The 21,251-nt window shown below is 66.5% G+C and carries 14 protein-coding genes; 7 read left to right on the top strand and 7 right to left on the bottom strand.

Features of this window, described 5'->3' with window-relative positions:
• Window positions 1–16: 16 nt before the first annotated feature.
• Entirely contained in the window at window positions 17–1,156 is a 1,140-nt protein-coding gene (locus ACJ7C5_RS09050) for an MFS transporter (RefSeq protein ID WP_097049882.1), read from the top strand.
• Window positions 1,157–1,237: 81 nt separating this feature from the next.
• On the opposite strand, the gene ACJ7C5_RS09055 is transcribed toward ACJ7C5_RS09050, so the two are convergent.
• The gene (locus tag ACJ7C5_RS09055; protein WP_094000035.1) at window positions 1,238–2,356 is read right to left on the bottom strand and encodes an alpha/beta fold hydrolase; all 1,119 of its coding nucleotides are present in this window, start codon (window positions 2,354–2,356) and stop codon (window positions 1,238–1,240) included.
• A gap of 185 nt (window positions 2,357–2,541) precedes the next feature.
• On the opposite strand from ACJ7C5_RS09055, the gene ACJ7C5_RS09060 reads away from it, so the two are divergent.
• Together ACJ7C5_RS09060 and ACJ7C5_RS09065 are read left to right on the top strand one after the other, a co-directional pair.
• A complete protein-coding gene (locus ACJ7C5_RS09060; RefSeq protein WP_412703699.1) occupies window positions 2,542–3,888 on the top strand; it encodes a c-type cytochrome in 1,347 nt (448 codons plus the stop codon).
• On the top strand, window positions 3,885–4,811 hold the full coding sequence (locus tag ACJ7C5_RS09065) for a c-type cytochrome (RefSeq protein WP_412703700.1): 927 nt from the start codon (window positions 3,885–3,887) through the stop codon (window positions 4,809–4,811). The genes ACJ7C5_RS09060 and ACJ7C5_RS09065 overlap by 4 nt, the downstream gene beginning before the upstream one ends.
• Window positions 4,812–4,823: 12 nt before the next feature.
• On the opposite strand, the gene ACJ7C5_RS09070 is transcribed toward ACJ7C5_RS09065, so the two are convergent.
• The gene (locus ACJ7C5_RS09070) at window positions 4,824–6,353 is read right to left on the bottom strand and encodes an OmpA family protein (protein WP_412703701.1); all 1,530 of its coding nucleotides are present in this window, start codon (window positions 6,351–6,353) and stop codon (window positions 4,824–4,826) included.
• Between the two features lie 150 nt (window positions 6,354–6,503).
• Here ACJ7C5_RS09070 and ACJ7C5_RS09075 point away from each other — a divergent pair, with 150 nt between their 5' ends.
• Window positions 6,504–8,882, top strand: coding sequence for a TonB-dependent receptor (locus ACJ7C5_RS09075; protein ID WP_412703702.1), 2,379 nt, complete (start codon window positions 6,504–6,506; stop codon window positions 8,880–8,882).
• Between the two features lie 8 nt (window positions 8,883–8,890).
• Window positions 8,891–10,999 carry a phosphocholine-specific phospholipase C gene (locus ACJ7C5_RS09080; protein ID WP_412703703.1) on the top strand — a complete coding sequence of 703 codons (2,109 nt, stop codon included), beginning with the start codon at window positions 8,891–8,893 and terminating at the stop codon, window positions 10,997–10,999.
• 100 nt (window positions 11,000–11,099) lie between these two features.
• Here ACJ7C5_RS09080 and ACJ7C5_RS09085 read toward each other — a convergent pair whose 3' ends face one another.
• The 4 genes from ACJ7C5_RS09085 to ACJ7C5_RS09100 all read right to left on the bottom strand — a co-directional run bounded on the left by ACJ7C5_RS09085 (window position 11,100) and on the right by ACJ7C5_RS09100 (window position 17,315).
• Window positions 11,100–12,695: an alkaline phosphatase D family protein gene (locus ACJ7C5_RS09085; RefSeq protein ID WP_412703704.1), complete on the bottom strand. Its 1,596-nt coding sequence runs from the start codon at window positions 12,693–12,695 to the stop codon at window positions 11,100–11,102.
• A 10-nt stretch (window positions 12,696–12,705) separates the two neighbouring features.
• On the bottom strand, window positions 12,706–15,639 hold the full coding sequence (locus tag ACJ7C5_RS09090; protein ID WP_412703705.1) for a TonB-dependent receptor: 2,934 nt from the start codon (window positions 15,637–15,639) through the stop codon (window positions 12,706–12,708).
• Window positions 15,640–15,780: 141 nt separating this feature from the next.
• Window positions 15,781–16,803 (bottom strand): FecR family protein, encoded by a 1,023-nt coding sequence (locus ACJ7C5_RS09095; protein WP_412703706.1) that lies wholly within the window; start codon window positions 16,801–16,803, stop codon window positions 15,781–15,783.
• A complete protein-coding gene (locus tag ACJ7C5_RS09100; RefSeq protein WP_088025619.1) occupies window positions 16,800–17,315 on the bottom strand; it encodes an RNA polymerase sigma factor in 516 nt (171 codons plus the stop codon). The genes ACJ7C5_RS09095 and ACJ7C5_RS09100 overlap by 4 nt, the downstream gene beginning before the upstream one ends.
• A 138-nt stretch (window positions 17,316–17,453) precedes the next feature.
• Here ACJ7C5_RS09100 and ACJ7C5_RS09105 point away from each other — a divergent pair, with 138 nt between their 5' ends.
• Entirely contained in the window at window positions 17,454–17,753 is a 300-nt protein-coding gene (locus ACJ7C5_RS09105; RefSeq protein ID WP_412703707.1) for a hypothetical protein, read from the top strand.
• A gap of 244 nt (window positions 17,754–17,997) precedes the next feature.
• Window positions 17,998–20,670: a pyruvate dehydrogenase (acetyl-transferring), homodimeric type gene (gene aceE / locus ACJ7C5_RS09110; RefSeq protein ID WP_412703708.1), complete on the top strand. Its 2,673-nt coding sequence runs from the start codon at window positions 17,998–18,000 to the stop codon at window positions 20,668–20,670.
• 51 nt (window positions 20,671–20,721) lie between these two features.
• Here aceE and ACJ7C5_RS09115 read toward each other — a convergent pair whose 3' ends face one another.
• Window positions 20,722–21,204, bottom strand: a complete 483-nt coding sequence (locus tag ACJ7C5_RS09115) for a hypothetical protein (RefSeq protein WP_412703709.1) — start codon at window positions 21,202–21,204, stop codon at window positions 20,722–20,724.
• Window positions 21,205–21,251: the final 47 nt, after the last annotated feature.

Here is a 21,251-nt window from a genome sequence, read left to right on the forward strand (position 1 = left end):
GAGCTTTGCATCGCGCATGACGCCTTCATCCCCACGTGCCCAGCAGCACGCCACCCGCGCCGCCTTCTTCATTCCCGGATTCGCCACCGCCGCGTGGGCGCCCATGGTGCCCTACGCCAAGGCCAAGGCCGGGCTGTCCGACGCCAGCCTCGGCGCCGTGCTGCTGTGCCTTGGGCTCGGCTCGCTGCTGGCGATGCCGTTGGCAGGTGCACTGACCGGGCGGCTGGGCTGCCGCCGGGTGATGGTGATCACCTGCGCGATGATGCTGTGCGCACTGCCCTTGCTGGTGCTGGCGCCCTCGCCGGTGGCACTGGGTGCAGCCTTGTTCGTGTTCGGCGCCGGCGTCGGTGCGCTGGATTGTGCGATGAACATGCAGGCGGTGGCGGTCGAGCGCGACGCAGGGCGCGCGATGATGTCCGGCTTCCACGCCTTCTACAGCATCGGTGGCTTCGTCGGCGCCGGCTGCATGACCGGCCTGCTGATCCTGGGTACGCCGCTGTGGCTGGCCGCGCTGGTTTCGGTGGCGGCACTGCTGCTGGTCGCGGTGCTGTCGGCGCCGCACTGGCGACCGCAACGGATCCTGCACGAAGGCCCACTGCTGGCGCTGCCGCACGGCGTGGTGCTGTTCATCGGCGTGCTGGCCTTCGTGGTGTTCCTCGCCGAGGGCTCGATGCTGGATTGGAGCGCGGTGTTCCTGGCCGAAGTGCGGCAGGTGCCGCGTGATCAGGCCGGCGCCGGCTTCGCGCTGTTCACCCTGGCGATGACCGCGATGCGCCTGTTCGGCGACGGCATCGTCGAGCGCCTCGGCCGGACCCGCACCCTGGTCTTCGGCGGCATTACCGCCGCAGCCGGTTTCACCTTGGCCACGCTGGTACCGTCGTTCCCGGTGGCGCTGGCGGGCTATGTGCTGGTCGGGCTGGGCTGCGCCAATATCGTGCCGGCGCTGTTCTCGATGGCCGGCCAGCAGCGGGTGATGCCGGAGAGCATCGCCATCACCGCGGTGACCACGCTGGGTTACGCCGGCATCCTCGCCGGCCCGGCAGCGATCGGCGCACTCGCACACGCCACCAGCCTCGGCTTCGCCTTCCTGTGCGTGGCCGCATTGCTGCTGGGCGTAGCCGCATCCGCGCGATCACTGGCACGACGAGTGGCCTGACAGAAAAAGGGGACGGAGGGGATTAAGTCGTTTCTAGCGCAAGTGTGCGGGAAACGACTTAATCCCCTCCGTCCCCTTTTCTCAGCTGCGCGTCAGCCACTCGGCCTGGGCCGGCAGTTGCGGTGCCGGGCACGCACTTGGCGGATGGTGCTCGTCGCGCGCCATCCAGTCGTCGACCACTCCCGCCAGCAGATCCAGCCGCAGTGGCAGGGTGATGTGGTCCTCGCCGCGCATCTCGATGTAGTGCGCGCGCGGATTGGCCTGGGCCAGTTCGCGGCCCTGGCTGACCGGAATGTGCTGGTCGCCCTGCCCGTGCAGCAGCAGCACGCAGGCGCGGGTATCGGCCAGCGCGCGCGCCACGTCCACGCGGTCCAGGTCAACGTCGATGCGGCGGCTGGCGGCGGCGATCACCTGGTTGATGTCCTGGCCGCCGTAGCGCCAGCGCGCGTACGACGCCACCGCCTGCGCCTTCAGGCCTTCCGGCTGCAGTCCCATCAGGTGCGGGATCATCGTGCGGATCGCCACACCGGCATTGGCGAACGATTCCATCGCCACCACGCCTTCCACCTGGTCACCGAGCTTGTCGGCGGTGAACACCGCCGTGGCCGCGCCGTAGGACACACCGAACAGGTACAACGGACCGGTCACTTCACCGCGTGCACGCAGCTCGCTGATCACATCAACCACGTCATCGGATTCGTAGGTGCCGTATCCGGACGGACCGGCACCGGACTGGCCATGGTTGCGCAGGTCCAGGGTGATCACGCGGTAGCCGGACTCGGCCAGCTGCAACGACCACGGCAGCATCGAATCACCATTCATCATCCAGCCGTGCAGCAGCACCACGGTGCCGCGCGGTGCCTGCGCACGGAACGGTTGCGGTACTGCCAGGCTCAGGCCGGTATCCAGCGGCAGGCCGTTCTCGTGGCGCTGCGGCAGGTAGTGGTAACGCGCGCCGTAATCGCCGGGATCGAACACACGCCAGAAGATCGGCACGCCATCGCGGCCCGGCGCGAAGCCGTGTCGGTTGGGCAGTTCGGCGATGGCCGCGGCAATGCGCGGGCGATCGAGCAGGGTCGACACGCCACCCGGTGCGATCAGCCGATCGGCGAGCGAGGTGGACGAGGCATTGATGGAGGAGGAGCATGCAGCCAGCCACAGGCCGGCGCACGCCAGCAACAGCAGCAGCAGGCGCTTCATATCACGTCATAGGGGTGAATCAGACAGGCTGGGACGTTAACGCCTCGATAGACCGGCCATCTATCGCGCGCGGATGACGGCTTGATGACAACGCAGGAACGATTCAGCTTGGTGTACAAGCTGTATCCGTTCAGTCATTGATCCGGATCAATGAACGCGCGTGCGCGATTGCCCACAGTGCCGCCATGCGCACCTCGTTCAAGCTCGCCATTGCCCTGGCCGCCACCGTGGCCGCCGCCTACGGCATCGCACGCACCACGCCCTACTGGTTCGCACCGCGACAGACGGCGCAGGTCGACATCCACGATCCGGCATTGATCGCGCAGGGGCAATACCTGTCGCGCGCGGCCGACTGCGCGGCCTGCCACACCGCACCGGGCGGCAAGCCGTTCGCCGGTGGCCTCGGCATGCAGACGCCGATGGGCACGATCTACTCGACCAACATCACCCCCGATCCGGACACCGGCATAGGCGCCTACGACTACGCCGACTTCGAGCGCGCGGTCCGTCGCGGCATCCGTCATGATGGGCAGCCGTTGTATCCGGCAATGCCGTACGCCTCGTACGTGATCGCCAGCGATGCCGAGATCAAGGCGCTGTACGCCTACTTCATGGGCTCGGTGCAGCCGGTGAAGCAGGATAACGCCGACAGCACGATTCCGTGGCCGGCCAACATGCGCTGGCCACTGGCCTGGTGGCAGCTGCTGTTCGCACGCCCGCGTACGTTCAACCCGGATCCGTCGCTGGATGCCAGCCAGCAGCGCGGTGCAGAACTGGTGGAAGGCCTGGCCCACTGCGGCGCCTGCCACACGCCACGCGGGCTGGCCTTCCAGGAAAAGGCGATGGCCGACGATGGCAGCCGCCAGTTCCTGTCCGGTTCGGTACTGGAAGGCTGGTACGCGAAGAACCTGCGCAATGAATCGACCGGCCTGGCCAGCTGGAGCGAGGGCGAGATCGTCGACTTCCTGCGCACCGGCCGCACCGATCGCTCGGCAGCCTTCGGTGGCATGGCCGATGTGGTCGAGCACAGCACCCAGTATCTGTCCGACGCCGACCTGCTGGCCATGGCGCGCTACCTGAAACAGCTGCCGGCGCGCGAGGGCCGCAGCGCACAGTGGTCGCCGGGTACCGACACCACCACCGCCGCACTGCGAAGTGGCGACTATCGCGTGGCCGGCTCGCTCGCCTATGCCGAGCATTGCCAGGCCTGCCATCGCGCCGACGGGCGCGGCATGGCCCGCGTCTATCCGGCGCTGGCCGGCAACTCGATCGTGTTCGCCGATGACCCCAGCTCGCTGGTGCAGGTGACCCTGATCGGTGGCCGCACGCCGCATACCCCGCATGACCGGATGGCCTTCACCATGCCCGGCTTCGAACAGCTGCCGAATGCGCAGCTGGCACAGATCCTGACCTTCATCCGCAGCAGCTGGGGCAACCAGGCCAGCGCAGTGAGCGAGGTCGACGTGGCGCGCATGCGCCGGGTGGTGCGCGACAAGCCGGTGCACTATGTTCCGCAGGAGGCCGCACGATGAAACGTTCGCGCAAACGCTCCCGCCTGCTCGTCGGCAGCGTGGTCACCCTCGTGCTGCTGGCCGGTGCCGGCACCCTCGCCTATCGCTATCTGTACCCGGACCTGGATGCTGCCGTAGCCAGCACGATCGATATCCTCGATGCGCAGGGCAAAGTGGTCGGCCACTACCACGCCCCGAGTGCCGAGGAGATCGCCGGGCTCGGCAATGCCGAATCGGTGATGCTTGGCCGCCGCATCCTCAACGAGACCGCACGGCTGCTGCCGGACAACGTCGGCAACGATCTGAACTGCAATTCGTGCCACATGGCCGAGGGCAAGCGGCCTTTCGGCAATCACTACTTCAACACCGGCGGCGGTGCCTATCCGCGTTACATGCCGCGCCCGGGCAAGGTGATCGGGCTGACCGAGCGCATCAACGGCTGCCTGCAGCGTTCGATGAACGGCAAACCGCTGCCGAAGGACGCGCCGCAGATGCGCGCGATGCTCGACTACATGGCGTGGCTGAGCAGTCCGGTGCCAGAGGGTGCAAAGGTGGCCGCCCCCAGCGAGGGCCCCATCGACAGCACGCTGACCCCGGACCCGATCCGTGGCCAGGCGCTGTACGCCGTGCAGTGTGCCGCGTGCCATGGCGACAACGGCGAAGGACGGCGCGACGCCAGCGGTGACATCGCCTCCCCGCCGCTATGGGGCGACCACAGTTTCAACATCGGCGCAGGCATGGCGCGCTTGTACAAGGCAGCCGGCTTCGTCAAGCACAACATGCCGCCGGCGGTGACCCGTGAGCCGCCACTGGGCCAGCAGGTGATGCCCGACCAGGATGCGGTGGACATCGCCAGCTACTTCATCAACCAGCCCCGACCGGACTTCGCCAACAAGGCCAAGGACTGGCCGCGCGACCCGAAACCCAAGGACGCGCGGTACTGAGGAGGGCGTGGTTCAGCGCTTGACCAGCTCGACCCGGCGATTGCGCGCCTTGCCTTCCTCGCTGCCATTGTCGGCCACCGGCTTGTCGGCGCCGAAGCCGGCCGCCTGCAGGCGGTCGGCGTTGACCCCCTTGGCGGTCAGCGCCGCCACCACCGAACGCGCCCGATCCTCGGACAAGCTGCGGTTGTGCGCGGCCGCACCGCTGTTGTCGGTGTGACCTTCGATCGACAGTTTCAGCGACGGGTCGGCACGCAGCAGGTCCAGCACCTGCGCCAGCTGTGGTTCGGACGTCGGCAGGATCTGCGCGTTGTCGGTGGCGAAGTTGACCGGGATCGCCACGCGGCCGTCGCTGTCCAGCTTCTTCTTCAACGCATCGGCCAGCAGCAGCGCCGCGGTCTGGGTGAAACCCTTGCGCTCGGCCACCACCCAGCCTGCGCTGAGGTATTCCAGGCGCGCATGCACCCACACCTGGCGACCATCAGCCAGATCGGCGCGGTAGACCACGGTGTTGTAATTGTCCCAGCTGTAGCTGGCCGCATTGCCGTAGGACGACTGCACCTGCTTCGGCACGCCCTCGGCCGCCTCGTGCGGGATGCGCCCCTCGAACACCTTGGTGCCGTTGACCTGGGCCATCATCGCCTCAAGATTGCGACGGACTTCCTGCATCGAGTATTCGCGCTCGCCCTTGTCGAAATCGGCAGCGAAGGTGCGGCCCTCAACCTGTTCGAACTGATCGCCGGTCCAGAACGGGAAGGCATCGAAATCACGCTGCTCGGGTTTGTTCCGGTCACGATAACCGGCCGGCAGGGACAGGTGCGGGAAGCTGTCCGACCACTGCGCGGTGGCCTTGAACGGCACGTCATCCACGACCACCAGTCCAGCGCCATTGCTGTCCACTGCCAGCTGCACCCACACGGTGCGGTTGGCCTGGCGCAGCACGTAGACTGTGGTGGGCGCGTCCTGTTCACCGTTCACCGCATCGATGAAGCCACCACCGATCTCGCCTTCCAGTTGCGGGCCGTAGTAGATGTCGCGCAGCAGCGTGCCTTCAAAAACCTTGCGGCCACCGGCGGCGGTGATCACACCGTCGAAGTTGCGCTGCACTTCCAGCGCGGAGAACGCCTTGTCGGGGGCCGCTTCACTGTCGGTCACGATGCGTGCCGACCAGCTCGGGCCTTCCACCCAATGCACACCATCACCCATGCGGAACGGGAAACGCGCCCAGGCGCGCGGGTGCGGCGCGTTCTGCGGTGCATATCCCTGCGGCAGGCTGAAGAACGGCAATTCGCCCAGCGGGGCGTCGCTCAGCGGCACGCTGGCTGGGTCGAAGGGCACCAGCGGCACAGCCTTGCCCTCACGGTCGGTGAGTGCGGCGCCATCGGCGGCGGCTGTTGAACCGGCTGGGTCGGCGGCCGGTGTTGCGGCCTCGTCCGCCGTAGCTGGCGCAGGCGGTGCCACTCCTCCATCCGAGGGCGTCCGGTTGCATCCTGCCAGCAGCACCACGGCTGCACCACTCAACCAGATCTTCGATCGCTTCTGCATCGCCACCACCTCAGGTCCATTGAAGCGCCGAGCATACCCGAAGGCCGTGACCGCCCCCACAGTGCCATCGTTCCTGCGCTGCCACGTCATGCCGATGTCATTGCCGCTGCCGACACTCCGGGGTTTCCTCCCTCTGAAGGTCCGGTTTCGATGCGAACGATTGCGCGTTTTCCCCGTGTCTCGCTGCTGGCCCTGCTGATCGCCCCCGCCCTGGACGCCCTCGCAGAAGCACCGCAGGGCGAGACGGGCGAAGCGCGCAGCAGCGATGCACGCACCCTCGACCAGGTCCAGGTGATCGGCCAGGCCACCAGCTACGCCAAGACCTCGGTACGCGCGGAGACGCTGAACCGGCAGACCGTGATGAGCAGCGTCAACGACGCGCTCAACGAAGTGCCCGGCGTGGTGGTCAGCGAGGCCGATGCCACAGGCTCGTCGGTGTGGGGCACGCAGATCAGCATGCGCGGCTTCGTGACCAACCGAGATACCCAGCAGATCGGCACCACCATCGACGGTCTGCCCAATGGCGGCTCGGGTTACGGCGGCGGTTCGCTGGCCAACCGCTACATCGATACCCTGGACCTGGAGACGGTGGAAGTCAGCCAGGGCACCGCCGACATCTCCTCGCGCTCGAACGAGGCCCTGGGCGGTACCCTGAACTTCCTCACCAGCGATCCGCTGCAGGACAGCCGTCTGCGCTTTGTGGTCGGCGCCGGTGACAACGAGGCACGCAAGTACTACGTGCGCTACGACACCGGCCTGCTCGGCGGCCACACCCGCGCCTGGGTCAGTGCCTCGTCGGCACGCGTGCACGACTGGATCGATGGCAGCGGCAAGACCAGCAACGACCACATCGCCGGCAAGTTCATCACCGAGCTGGACCGTTGGACGCTGACCGGCTACCTGTCCTACAACGATGCCGACGAGCCCGAGTACACCAGCGTCTCGCCGAAGGGCTTCGCCACCAATCCGGACCGCGACAACCTGGTCGGCACCCTCACCGGTATTCCCTACCTGGACCAGAACTACCGTTCCGGCTCGCGTGCGCTGCGCGAGAACACCTTCGGCTACCTGCGCGCGGCCTTCGACGGCGGCAGCGGCTTCAAGGCCTCGGTGGCCACCTACGGGCACCGCATGGAAGGTCGTGGCGACTGGCTGCCGCCGTACCTGGCGCAGGTCAGCGATGATGGTGCCGGCCGCCCCGAGTCGGAGTACATCGGTGGAAAGACCGTGTACGGCGGCAGCAACCGCGGCCAGATCTTCTTCGTCAATCCCGATGGCAGTGCCGCGCAGCGCCTTGCCAGCTGCAGCCCACGGCTGGGCTTCACTGCCGAGTACGATCCGAACTGCTATGCCGGCAACGTGCAGGGCGCGCAGTCGTATCGCCACACCCACTACGACAACGACCGCATGGGCGTGACCGCCGACGTCGAATGGCGCCAGACCTTCGGTGCGGTCGACAACACGATCCGCGGCGGCCTGTGGGTGGAGAAGCTGGACCGCTCGGCGCGCCGCGACTGGCACCGCCTGCTCAACGTTGGCCAGGACATCGCCTTCGATCACCAGCCTTACTGGGTGCAGTTCGAGGACAAGTACAAGGTCGACGAGCAGATGTACTACGTCGAGGACGTCGCCCGCTTCGGACCGTTCAGCGCCCGCCTGGGCGTGAAGCAGTTCTTCGTGGACCAGTCGCGCCGCCGCGTGATCGGTGCCAGCGAGCACGTCAAATCCGATTCCAAGTCCGATCCGCTGCTGTCCACCGGCTTCACCTGGGCGCCCGGCGTGGAAGGCATGGAGCTGTTCGCTGGCTTCTCGCAGAACTTCGCCGCCATTCCCTCCGGCGTGCTCGGCGAGACCGACCCGCAGCGCTTCCGCAACGTCGAGCCGGAAACCGCCGACAACATCGAAGTGGGCATGCGCATCAGCCGCTGGCCACTGACCGCTTCGGTCACCCTGTACAACATCAAGTTCGACAACCGCATCGTCTATCTGCCGGCCGGCTTCGTCAGCGGCATTGACTACCTGGGCGAGACCGACGGTGTCTACGAGAACTTCGGTGGCGTGGAAAGCAACGGCCTGGAAGCGGCGTTCGGCTATGGCTGGGACAACGGCTGGCGCCTCAACGCCGCCTACACCTACAACCGCTCCAAGTACCTGGGCAGTGGCGATGCCGCACGTGATACCCAGCTGGGCATCGTCGACGGCGCCAAGGTGATCGGCCAGCCCGAACAGACCCTGGTCCTGTCGGCGGACTGGCAGGGTGAGAACTGGAACTTCGGACTGTCCGGTCGCTACCTGGGCACGCGCTACCTCGATGCCGCCAACGTCAACAAGCTGCCTTCGGCCACCGTGTTCAACGCCAACATCGGCTTCGACCTGCAGGGCCTGTCGCCGCGCCTGAAGGGCATGGGCGCCAACCTGGTGGTGAGCAATCTGACCGACAAGCGGTATCTTGCAGGGGTGGACGGCCGCGACAACGCCTTCATCGGCGCCCCGCGCACCGTCGGCATCTCCTTCCGTGTGGACCTGTGAGTGAGCCCGTGACCGATATCGGCCGACGCCGGTTGTTGCAGGCCGGCGTTGCCGCTGGCCTTTCCCCGCTGCTGCCCAGCATCGCCCGGGCCGCAGCGATCGCCCCCGCCGCGCAGACGCGCAGCCTCGAAGACCTGCAGCACATCGTGGTGTTCATGCAGGAGAACCGCTCGTTCGACCACTACTTCGGCACGCTGCCGGGCGTACGGGGTTTCGGCGATCGCTTCGTGACTCCCGCGCCGGCACTGCAGGCCGGCGGCCGCACGCGCAGCCTGTGGCTGCAACCCGATGCCAACGGCACGCGCGCGATCGCACCGTTCCCGCTGGATACCGCTGCGCACTTCGGCTACATGCGGGTGGAAGGCACGCCGCATACCTGGCCCGATGCGCAGCGCGCCTGGGACCATGGACGCATGGGGCAATGGCCGAAAGCCAAGCAGAACCACTCGATGGGCTACTTCCAGCGCAGCGACCTGCCCTTCCAGTTCGCCCTGGCCGATGCCTTCACCATCTGCGACGCCTACCACTGCGCGATGCAGGCAGGCACCAACCCCAACCGGGTGTTCCTGTGGACTGGCCACAATGATGCACACGCGCGTGCAGGTGGCCCGGTGATCGCAAACTCGCACGACAACTTCCCCGAGCACGGCGGGCATCCGGCGTCGTATCGCTGGACCAGCTATGTAGAACGCCTGCAGAAGGCGGGCGTGTCCTGGCAGATCTACCAGGACATGGCCGACAACTTCACCGACAACCCACTGGCCGGCTTCGAAGCTTTCCGCCAGGCCTACCGCGCTGCGCCGGGGCATGACCCGCAGTTGCGCGCACGCGGCGTCAGCACGCGTGGTCTGGCGCAGCTGCGCCAGGACGTGATCGATGGGCACCTGCCGCAGGTCAGCTTCATCATCGCCGATGCAGCCGGCAGTGAGCATCCGGGCCCGTCCAGCCCAGCGCAGGGCGCGGCCTATACCGCGCGCGTGCTGGATGCGCTGACTGCCGATCCAGAGGTGTGGAGCCGTACAGCGCTGTTGCTGATGTTCGACGAGAACGATGGCTTCTTCGACCACATGCCACCACCAGCACCGCCTTCACCGATGGGCACCGACTGGGCAGGTGCGTCTTCGGTCAGTACCGAGGGCGAGTACCACCGCCATCCGGCCCCGGGCGACGAGAAGTACGATGCCGCCGAACTGCGCGGCCGCCCCTATGGGCTGGGCCCGCGCGTGCCGCTGTATGTGATCTCGCCGTGGAGCCGCGGTGGCTGGGTCGATTCGCAGGTGTACGACCACACCTCGGTCATACGGCTGATCGAACGCCGCTTCGGCGTGGCGGCACCAGACATCTCACCGTGGCGCCGCGCGGTCTGCGGGGACCTGAGCAACGCCTTCGACTTCGCCCAGCGCGATACCCGTCCGTTCGTACGCGGCCTGCCCGACGTGAGCGCGGTGGCCGCACGTGCCGCCGCCCTGCCGGGACGCACCGTGCCGGCGTTGCCGGACGGACTGAAGCCGGCGAAACAGGAAAGCGGCGTACGCCCGGCGCGTGCCCTGCCCTATCGGCCACAGGCATCGATTGCTGCGATCGACGCCTCGGGTGTGGATCTGGCGCTGTCATGCGAAGGTGCGGCGGCGGTGTTGCATGTCTACGACCGGCTGCGGCTGGATGCGGTGCCACGCCGCTATACGCTGCTGCCCGGTACGCCGCTGCGCGAGCGCTGGCCGCTGGACGCCCAGGGCCGCTATGACCTGTGGCTGCTCGGCCCGAACGGCTTCCACCGCCACTTCCAGGGAGCGGCCAAGGCAGCCGCCGTGCAGGCTGCGGTCGAGCCTGCGGACGGCCAGCTGCGGCTGCACCTGCGCAATCTGGGTGACCGCGCGCAGCAATTGCGCGTGCATGCCGGTGCCTATGCCGGGCACATGCCCGAGCAGACGCTGGCACTGCCCGCGCAAGCAGAGACTTCGTTGGCGTGGGATGCAACGCCTACCGCCGGCTGGTATGACCTGCAGGTCAGCGCAGGTGAGAGTGTGCTGCGCCTGGCGGGCCGTGCCGAGGATGGTCGCCCCGGCACCAGTGATCCGGCGATGGGCAGCGAACCACTGCGGTTCGAACACGATTGAAGGATCTCTATAGAGCCGAGCCCATGCTCGGCTGCTTTTCCGGTCAGCTATCGAAGAGCAGCCGAGCATGGGCTCGGCTCTACAGGGTAGACCGGTAGATTCAGGCCTCCTGCAACCCCGGCCGGCCGTGCTCCACCGCGTAGCGCTTCCAGCTCTGCACGGTACCGTTCGGCCGCATCACGGAATCCAGCGTCTTCATGTCGCCGATCCATGCATCACGGGTGACATCGCACAGCACATAGCCACGCTTGTCGGTGGTCGCCTTCAGATAAGGGCTGTGCGCAAGCTGGTTGCTGGCGTATGCGTCCACGCCCTGGCCATCGGCGCCCGAGGTGATCGAGGTGGCGAGGAACTCGCTGGAGATAACGCCCGAATCACGATGGTCCTGCGCCAGGTCGCTGGCGTAATGCCGGTGCGCGTCGCCACAGGCAGTCACCACGTTGCCGAAACCCACCTTCTGGATGTGGTCAAGCAGGCGCCGGCGGCTGTCCAGATAGCCTGACCACTGGTCGTCGGACGACTGCACCACGCCGTCCTTCTCGCGCATGTAGTTGCCCAGCGCCACCTGGTGGGCGATGGTATGCCAGCGCGGTGCGGCATCGGCCAGGCCGTCGAACAGCCAGCGCTCCTGCTTCGCACCCACAATGCTGCGCGCCGGCGATTCCACCTCCTCACGCAGCGCCATGTTCACCTGCTTGCTGCGGTACTGGCGGGTGTCGAGCAGGTGCAGGTCCATCAGCGTGCCGTAGCGTGCGCGCCGGTACATCTGCATGTGGCCATCGCGCGGGAAAGCCGAACGGCGCAGTGGCATGTTCTCGTAGTAGGCCTGGAACGCCTGTGCGCGGCGCAGCAGGAACACTTCGCTGGGCGTACCGTCCTGGTCTTCGGCACCGGCCCAGTTGTTGTCCACCTCATGGTCATCGAAGGTGACGAACCACGGTGCCGACGCATGTGCGGCCTGCAGGTCGGCATCGCTCTTGTACTGGGCGTAGCGGCGGCGGTAGTCGTCCAGCGTGTAGGTCTGCGGCCCCACATGGTTACGCAGGTTGGTGAACGGCTGACCGTTCATCTTCCGCAGGCCTGGCTGGCTTTCGCCTTCGTAGATGTAATCACCGTAGTGGAAGACGAAATCCAGCGGCTCCTCGGCAATGCGCCGCCACGCGGTGTAGTGACCTTCTTCGTAGTGCTGGCAACCGGCCACCGCAAAGCGCACGCGATCCACCGCGGCTGTGGCTGCGGGCAACGTGCGTGTGCAACCGACCGTACTGGCGTGCCCGCCTACGGTGAAGCGATACCAGTAGGGCCGTCCGGGCGCCAATCCGTCCAGCTCCACGTGCACGGCGTGGCCGAGTTCGGGATGCGCCATTGCCGAACCCTGGCGTACCACCTTGCGCATGCCATCGTCTGCTGCCAGTTGCCACTCGACCACCATCGGCCGGGTCGGCATGCCGCCACCGAACACCAGCGGCTCGGTCGCCAGCCGTGTCCACAGCACCATGCCATCGGCCGAAGGATCGCCCGAGGCCACGCCCAGGGTAAACGGCGTGCTGGCGAACCGCGGCGAGGCCAGCAGGTTGCGCGGGTTCAGCGCGGTGGCATCGGTCTGTGCGGCCAGCGCGTGCGCCGTGCCCATCCAGGCGCCAGCAGCGGACAGGCCGGCCAGGGCCAGGAATCGCCTGCGATTGATCGTATCCACGGCTGCGCCCTCAGTTGTAGATGATGTGGAAGTAGAAGAAGCGGCCGTAGTCGTCGATCTCGGTACGGAAGCGCCCGTTCGGACCGGTGCTGTAGGTCGGCTGCGTGTTGAACAGGTTCTTGGCCTCGTACTTCAGCGTCACGTGCCTGCTGACCTTGTGGCTGAAGGCCATGTTGAAGGTCATGTACGGGTCGTAGTAGGAATCCAGCCATTGGGTATCACCAAAGTCGACCAGCATCCGGCTGCGGTAGGTGCCGGACAGGCGCAGCTGCGCACTCTTCCACGGCATGCGCCAGATCACCGAGCCGTTGAGCGACCAGTCCGGCTGGTACAGCAGACGGTCCAGGCGACGCTCGGTACCATCACTGATGCGGTAGTTGGTCTGGCCCTCCAGCCGCGTGGCGTTGAAGTACATGTCGAAGCGCTGGCGGCCCCATTGCAGGTTGCGGTTGGCCACCGCGAACTCGACACCGCGCAGCCTGGACTCATCGGTGTTCATCGGCTGGGTGACCCGGTAGCGCGTGTCACCCACGTTCTCGAAGGTGGTCAGGGTGTAGATGTCGTCCTTGATCACCTTGTCGAACAGCGCGATCGAGACCAGGCCGTTGTTGCCGTTGAAGTACAGGTCCCACGCCAGGTCGATGTTGGTGGAGCGCCGCGGCTGCAGGTTGGCGTTGCCCTGCTTGATGGTGCAGAAGCCCCTGCCCTCCTCGTCATCGCCACAGCTGGTGGTGGTGGCCTGGGCGATGTTGCTTGGCGTCGGCCGGCCCAGCGTTCGGCTGGCGGAGAAGCGCAGGCGCTGGTCCTCGGTGAGCTTGAACGTCGCATTCAAGGACGGCAGCAGGTTGTTGTAGCCGCCGCTCGTCTTGCGGAAGGCAGACGTATAGGTGGTGCCGCCATCGTCGCTGAACGGGCTGTACGCATCGAAGCGGGTGTGGTCGTAGCGCAGGCCACCGATCAGCAGCAACCGGTCCCAGGCGTAGTGCGCGGATGCATAGGCATTGGTGATGTCCTCCACGTACTTGTAGTCACTGGTGAAGTTGGCATTCGGATAGGCCGCGTTGTTGCTGCCCAGCGTCGGCGCCAGCTCCTCGTTCCACTTGCGGTTGTCGATCAGCGGGAAGCCCGGCACGCTGCCCAGCAGGGTTGAACCCGGGTACAGGTAATCGTTGAGCGTCGCACTGCTCTTGTAGTAGTCGAAGTCGATGTCCTGCCAGATCTTCAGGTGACGGTACTCGGCACCGGCGGCCAGGCCGAAGCCACGCGCGTCGGCGTCGATGTTGTAGCTGAAGTCGGCGCGCAGGTTGTCGATGCTCTCCTTGGCATCCCGCGGCGAGACATAGGCCTGTGCCGGGTTGAGCTTGAACGCCGAGCTGGTCAGCAGGCTGGAATCGGATACCGCCACTGCATTGGGAAAGCCGTGGCTGTCATTCTCGTAGTCGACGAACAGGTTGCTCGGGTAGGCGCGTACCCCCCAGTAGACCTGGCTGTTGTGGAAGGTCTCTTCGGTGTGGCCACCGCGCAGGGTCAGCCGCGAGCGGTCACCGATATCCCAGTTGAAGCTGGCGATGGCGCCGCGGTTGCTGCGGTCCCAGCGGTCGTGCCGGTTCTTGATGTAGATGCTGTTGATCTGGGTGGTGCCGCTGTCTTCGGTCTGGTTGCGGATCGGAAATTTGGCGTTGCCGTACAGATCGGTCTTGTTCATCGTCGAGTTCTCGTAGAACCGGTACGAGTACAGCAGCAGCGACGCGTAGAACGGATCGTTCGACGGCTTCCATTCCAGCTTGGCCGAGCCACCGAAGTTGGTGATGAAGTTGGTGTAGGTGCCGGTGCTGAAATTGCCGGGCGCACGCAGCCCGTTCCAGCCCTTGGCCTCGTCCGGCCCGGTGGTGCCGTCGGTGAGGTACTTGCCGGCGTCGTTGTAGTAGTAGTTCGACTCCACCCAGCGCTTGACGCTGTTGCGCGAACGCTGCTCATAACGCGCCACCGCGACGATGCCGAATTCCTGGTCGGCACCAAACTGGTTGGAGAACACCATCTTGGCGCTCTTGCCGAAGTGCCCCAGGGTCTCGTGGTTGCCACCGGCGCTGCGCTCGACATTGGTCTCGGCCGTGGAGTAGATACCGGCCACGTCGGCAAACACGTACTTTCCGGAACGGTCGAAGGCGCTGCGGCTGATGATGTCGATCACGCCGCCGATCGCGTCCGGCGCCTGCTCGGCGCTGAAGCTCTTGTAGATGTCGGTGCGGGTGCCGATGTCGCTGGGAATCAGCTGCAGGTTGTTCATGCGCTCGCCGGAGCCACTGCCACCCACGCTGGCAATCGCGATGCCATCGATGGTGGTGTAGTTGAGGTTGGCCTGTACGCCGCGCACGGTCACGTAACGGGGCTCACCGGCATCCTCCACCGCACTCAGGCCCGGCGCGGCCATCAGGCTTTCGGCCAGGGTTTCGTCGCCATAGCTGTCCATCTCGTCGTAGACCACCGAATCCTTGATCACCGGCGAGGTCTTCTTCTGGTCGATCACCTCATGCGCGGCAATCACCTTCACCGTGCCCAGGGTCGGCGCCACCACCGCCTCGGCCTCGCGCGGCTTCGGCGCGGCCGGCTTCGGTTCGTTGCGTGCGGGCGCCGGATCGATGGCGATGACGTTGCCATCCATCACGGTGTAGCCCAGGCCGGTCCCTGCCAGCAGCGCGTCCAGTGCCTGCTTGACGGTGGCACCCCGCGGCACCGCCCCGGCCACGTGCGCTTCACCGCCGCCCGAGTACAGGAACTGCACGCCGGAACTGCGCGACAACTGTTCCAGCGCACGCGCCAGCGGCTGCGCCGCGATCGGCGCCGACACGCGGGCCTCCAGGCCATCGACGGTAGCCGCAGACGCCAGCGGAACGCTGCAGGGAGACAGGGCGAGGATGATCGACAGGTAGAGCGTGTTGCGCATCACGGGTCCTTGAAAGAGAGAATGCAGCAGGTGCCGCTGTGCGGATCGTCAGCGGCTTCTCCCAAGTAAGAGCCCGCTTCCACCGAAGTGGAGAACGCGGATTCGATGAATCTTTTTTGACAGTGCGCGGCCACGTCGCCTTCAGCGACTGCCGACCCGCACCGTGTCGCCTTCGCGACGGACGACAAAGCGTGGATCGCGCTCGAGGAAGGCCTGCAGTGCGCCGATGCGATGCGCGTCCAGGCTGCCGGACAACCGCGCCGACGCCGCGCCTTCATCCAGCACCCGCACCTGCACCTGGTTGTGCCGGTTGAAGGCGGCAGCCACCTCATCCAGTCGCTCGTCCAGGAACGACACCTTGCGTTGCTGCCAGTCCAGCAGCATCGACAGCGGCACATCCAGCGACTCCACGGCATGACTGCGCGCGTCGACCTGCACGACCCGGCCTTCGCCCAGCTGTGCAAGGCGCCGCGCGTCCGTGCCCTGGCTCCATACTTCCACCTCGCCGGAAACCACGCCGATGCGCGTACCCTGCAACCGTCGGGACACATCGAACACCGTGCCGATATCGCGGATCTGCAACCCGTTCACCTGCACTTCGAACGGGCGCCGATCGCGTGCGATGTCGAACGTCGCCTCGCCCTGCAGCAGTTCCGCCTTGCGGCTGAACCAGCCCATGCGTACCCGCAGTCGGCTGTCCGCATTGAGCCGTACCTGTGTCCGGTCGGGCAGCACCAGGTCACGCAGTTCACCATGGTCGGCGCTGTACAGCTGTTCGGTGGGCATCAGCTGCGGAACCAGGCCCACGCCGAGCAGGGCGACACAGGCTGCGGCAGCCAGCGCCCACCAGCGCGCGCGGCCGCGCCGCGGCGCAGCGCGCGGCGCGGCCGGTGCGCTACCGAACAGCGGCACCACCTTGGCGGCCGCCTGCCGTTGCGGCACCGGCGCCTCTTCAGGCAATGGCGATTGCAGTGCCTCCCCGACCTGCCGGTGCAGCGCGAGGGCGTGCATATAGGCGCGCACGTGTTCGGGCGAGCGCTTCATCCAGTCCAGGAACGAAATCCGCCCGGCCTCGTCCAGCACTCCCTCGCGATTGCGCAGGAACCAGTCCATGGCCTCGCAGGCGATCGTATCGTCGGCCACGGGCGATGCGTTCCGGTTCATGTGTGCTCCCTGGCGCCCAGCGCCTTCCTGCAGGCCTCCAGCCCCTTGCCGATGTGCTTGCGCACCATGTGCACCGACACCTGCAGCTGCTGGCTGATTGCCGGGCAATCCAGCCCGTCGCGGTAGTGCAGCTCCATCACCCGTCGCGTGGTCGCCGGCTGTCGTGCGATGGTGGTGCGGATATCGTTCCAGCGCTGTGCGCGCTCGAACTCGCCTTCGATGTCTTCTTCGCTTTTCAGCACTTCCGCAAGCAGATCAACGTCTTCCAGCGGCGGCAGCGACGAACGCGCGCGCGCGTGCTCGCGTGCCAGGTTGGCCGCCACGGTGAACAGGTAGGCTTCCGGGTTCTCGACCGCGTCGGCGTGCTCACCGGTGCTGCGCAGCAGACGCAGGTAAACCTCCTGCGCCAGATCCTCGGCATCTTCGCTGGCAGAACCACGGCGCAGGAAGAAGCCGCGCAGCAGCCGCCGCCGCAGCGCATAGCTCTTCTCCCAGATCCTCACGCTGTTCACGGCCGGCCAACCACCCCGAGGCTGGAAAGCCCCGCAGGGTGACGGCCATCGATGACAGTGGCGTTTCAACTGCCGGCACGCAGCCGCTAGAATGCCGCCCCTGCAGTTTCCGGCAGCCGGCACAAGGAGTGCCCCGCAATGAACTCCCGCACCGCCATCAATACTCTCAGCAGCCTGCTGTTCCTGCTGCTGGTCGCGCATACCACCGCCTACCAGCAGCAGATGTGGCCGCCCAGCCGGGTCGTCCACGTGCATCCGGTGGTTGTCGCCCTCGCCTACGCGCTCGGCCTGCTCACCCTGCTGCTGTGGATTGGAGGACGCCGCTTGCCGGAACGCTGCCAGCAGCTCGCAGGTTGGCTGCCGGTTGTGGCCTGGTGCCTGCTGGGCGTTGGTGTGGCGATCATCCCGATGTTCTTCCCGGGCCTGTCCCCGGCCTGACCAGCGGCCGCACCCAGCACGCCCGCCCATGATACGGCGCGCCGTGCCAACCCTTGCTTGCCAGAGACCCAAGCCCTGCCCGCCTTTCGAAGCCGGGGGGGCGGGCCTACGCTTGTCCTCTCGGTGACCGCCACGGTCGCCCTTCGCGTCACGGCCCCGCCGTTGCGACCCCGCTCCAGTGCTGTGCGCCCTGCCGGTGTTGTCGCCCAGGCAGAAGTCCGACCGGCGCCCTCTGGAGACAGTCATGAACCAAGCCCTGATCCCCTTCGATACCGACCCGCTGGAAACCCGCGAGTGGCGTGAATCGCTGGAGGCGGTGATGCAGGCCGGTGGCCGGCCGCGCGCGCACTACCTGATCGACCAGCTGAGCGAGCTGGACGCCCAGCAGCATGGCGACCTGCATACCCGTGCCTGGACCGCCTACGTCAACACCATCCCGCCCGAGCGCCAGCCGGCCTACCCGGGTGACCTGGCCATCGAGCGCCGCCTGAATGCGATGATCCGCTGGAACGCGATGGTGATGGTGCTGCGTGCCGGCAAGCATTCCAACGTCGGCGGCCACATCGCCACCTACCAGTCGGCGGCAGTGCTGTACGACGTGGGCTTCGATCATTTCTTCCGTGGCCGTACCGACACCTTCGACGGCGACATGATCTACATTCAGGGCCACTCCGCGCCGGGCATCTATGGCCGCGCGTACGTGGAAGGCCGCATCGATCCGGCGCGCATGGACAACTTCCGCCGCGAAGCCGGTCGCGAAGGCCTGTCCTCGTATCCACACCCGCGATTGATGCCGGAGTTCTGGCAGTTCCCCACCGTGTCGATGGGGCTGGGCCCGCTGACCGCCGCCTACCAGGCGCGCTACATGCGTTACCTTGAGTATCGCGGTCTGAAAGAACACCAGGGCCGCAAGGTCTGGGCCTTCCTCGGCGACGGCGAGATGGATCAGCCCGAATCGCTGGCGGCAATTTCCCTGGCCGGTCGCGAGCGGCTGGACAACATCGTGTTCGTGGTCAACTGCAACCTGCAGCGCCTGGACGGTCCGGTGCGTGGCAACGCCAAGGTCATCCAGGAACTGGAAGGCACCTTCCGAGCGGCCGGCTGGAACGTGATCAAGCTGATCTGGGGCAGCGGCTGGGACGACCTGCTCGCCCGCGACCACAGCGGCCTGCTGCGCCAGCGCATGATGGAATGCGTGGACGGCGACTACCAGACCTTCAAGTCGCAGAACGGTGCCTACGTACGCGAGCACTTCTTCGGCCGCTATCCCGAGCTGCTGGAGCTGGTCGCGCACATGAGCGACGACGACATCTGGGCGCTGGCGCGTGGCGGCCATGATCCGCAGAAGGTGTTCGCCGCCTACCAGCAGGCAGTGAACACCAGCGGCCGGCCGACCGTGATCCTGGCCAAGACGGTCAAGGGTTTCGGCATGGGTGAAGCCGGTGAAGGCCAGAACATCAACCACCAGTTGAAGAAGATGAGCGCCGATGCGGTGCGCGCCTTCCGCGACCGTTTCAACCTGCCGGTCAGCGACGAACAGCTGGAGGAGATGCCCTATCTGCGCCCGGAACCGGGCAGCGCCGAGGCGGCCTACTTCGCCGAGCGCCGCCGCATCCAGGGTGGGCAGCTGCCGGCGCGCCTGGCCAAGGTCGATCCGCTGCCGCTGCCGCCGCTGTCGATCTTCAACACCCAGCTGCAGGGCAGCGGCGATCGCGGCCAGTCCACCACCATGGGCTTCGTGCGCATCCTCACCAGCCTGCTGAAGGACCCGGAACTGGGCAAGCTGGTGATTCCGATCGTGCCCGATGAGTCGCGCACCTTCGGCATGGAAGGCCTGTTCCGCCAGATCGGCATCCATTCGTACCTGGGCCAGCTGTACACCCCACAGGATGCCGGCCAGCTGAGCTACTACAAGGAAGCCAAGGACGGCCAGATCCTGCAGGAAGGCATCAACGAATCCGGCGCGATCTGTTCGTGGATCGCCGCCGGCACCGCCTACAGCAACCACGGACTGGCGACGATCCCGTTCTACATCTTCTACTCGATGTTCGGCCTGCAGCGCGTCGGTGACCTGGCCTGGGCCGCCGCCGATGCGCGTACCCGCGGCTTCCTGCTCGGTGCCACCTCCGGCCGCACCACGCTGATGGGCGAAGGCCTGCAGCACGATGACGGCCACAGCCACGTGCTGTCGTCGGTGATCCCGAGCTGCGTGTCCTACGACCCGACCTACAACTACGAGCTCGCGGTGATCATCCACGACGGCCTGCGCCGCATGTACGTCGAGCAGGAAGACATCTACTACTACATCACCGTGCTCAACGAGAACTACCCGCAGCCGGCACTCCCCGAGGGCGCCGAGGCTGGCATCCTGAAGGGCCTGTACCTGCTGCACCCGGCAGCCGCCGATGCCGCCTCGCAGCCACGCGTGCAGCTGATGGGCAGCGGCTCAATCCTGCGCGAAGTGGAAGCCGCGGCGGAACTGCTGCAGCAGGACTTCGGCGTCGCCAGCGATGTGTGGAGCGCGACCAGCCTGACCGAACTGCGCCGCGACGGCCTGGCCGCCGAACGCTGGAACCTGCTGCATCCGGCCGAGGAGCCGCGCGTACCCTACGTGCAGCAGTGCCTGCAGGGCCACGACGGCCCGGTGGTGGTGGCCACCGACTACATGAAGATCGTCGGCGACCAGATCCGTCCCTTCATCAACGACCGGCGCTTCATCGCACTCGGTACCGATGGCTTCGGCCGCTCTGACACGCGTGAGTCGCTGCGCACGTTCTTCGAAGTGGATCGTCACTTCATCGTGCTGGCCGCCCTGAAGTCGCTGGCCGACGAAGGGCGCATCGAGCGCTCGCGGATGCAGGAAGCCATCGACAAGTACGGCATCGACACCGGCAAGCGCGATCCGACCGCGGTGTAAGGCTGCGGCATTCACCACACCCGTACTGCGGGCGTGGTGCCGGCGGCAACGCTAGGGCATCCGCTTGAACAGATTGGTCTGCAGGATCGGTGTACCGTCGTGGCCGTAGAACGCCTTGGTCTCGGTCATCGTCGAGCGGTCAGCCGCCACGGTATAGATACGGGTGGAGGCCGGCGTGCCGTGGTCCACCAGCTGCATCACCAGGGTGTTCGGCGCTGGCAGTTTCAGGTTGGCCTTGTCCGCGCCATAGGTGCCGGACAGGGCGCCCGGCGTACCGTCCAGCGCCAGCGTGCCGTCGGACTTCATGGTCTTGCCGTCGTGCAGGACGATGTCCACGTATGAACTCCAACGCCCGGCACCGGCGTCCTTGAACTCCAGCACCACCTGCTTCGGGCGCTGCGCCTCGGGTAGCGCCGAGGTGGCGATATCCAGCGACCAGCGCCCCAGCAGCGGTGAGGGCGAAGCTTCCACTGCCAGCGCCGGAACGGCGGGAAGTGAAAGCGCAGACAACAACACAGCGGACAACAGCTTCATACATTGCTCCGTTCCTGTGAAGAAGACTCTGCGTGAGGCGTTGTGGG

It is taken from the genome of Nocardiopsis yanglingensis, from assembly GCF_045809185.1.
GTDB lineage: Bacteria > Pseudomonadota > Gammaproteobacteria > Xanthomonadales > Xanthomonadaceae > Stenotrophomonas > Stenotrophomonas yanglingensis.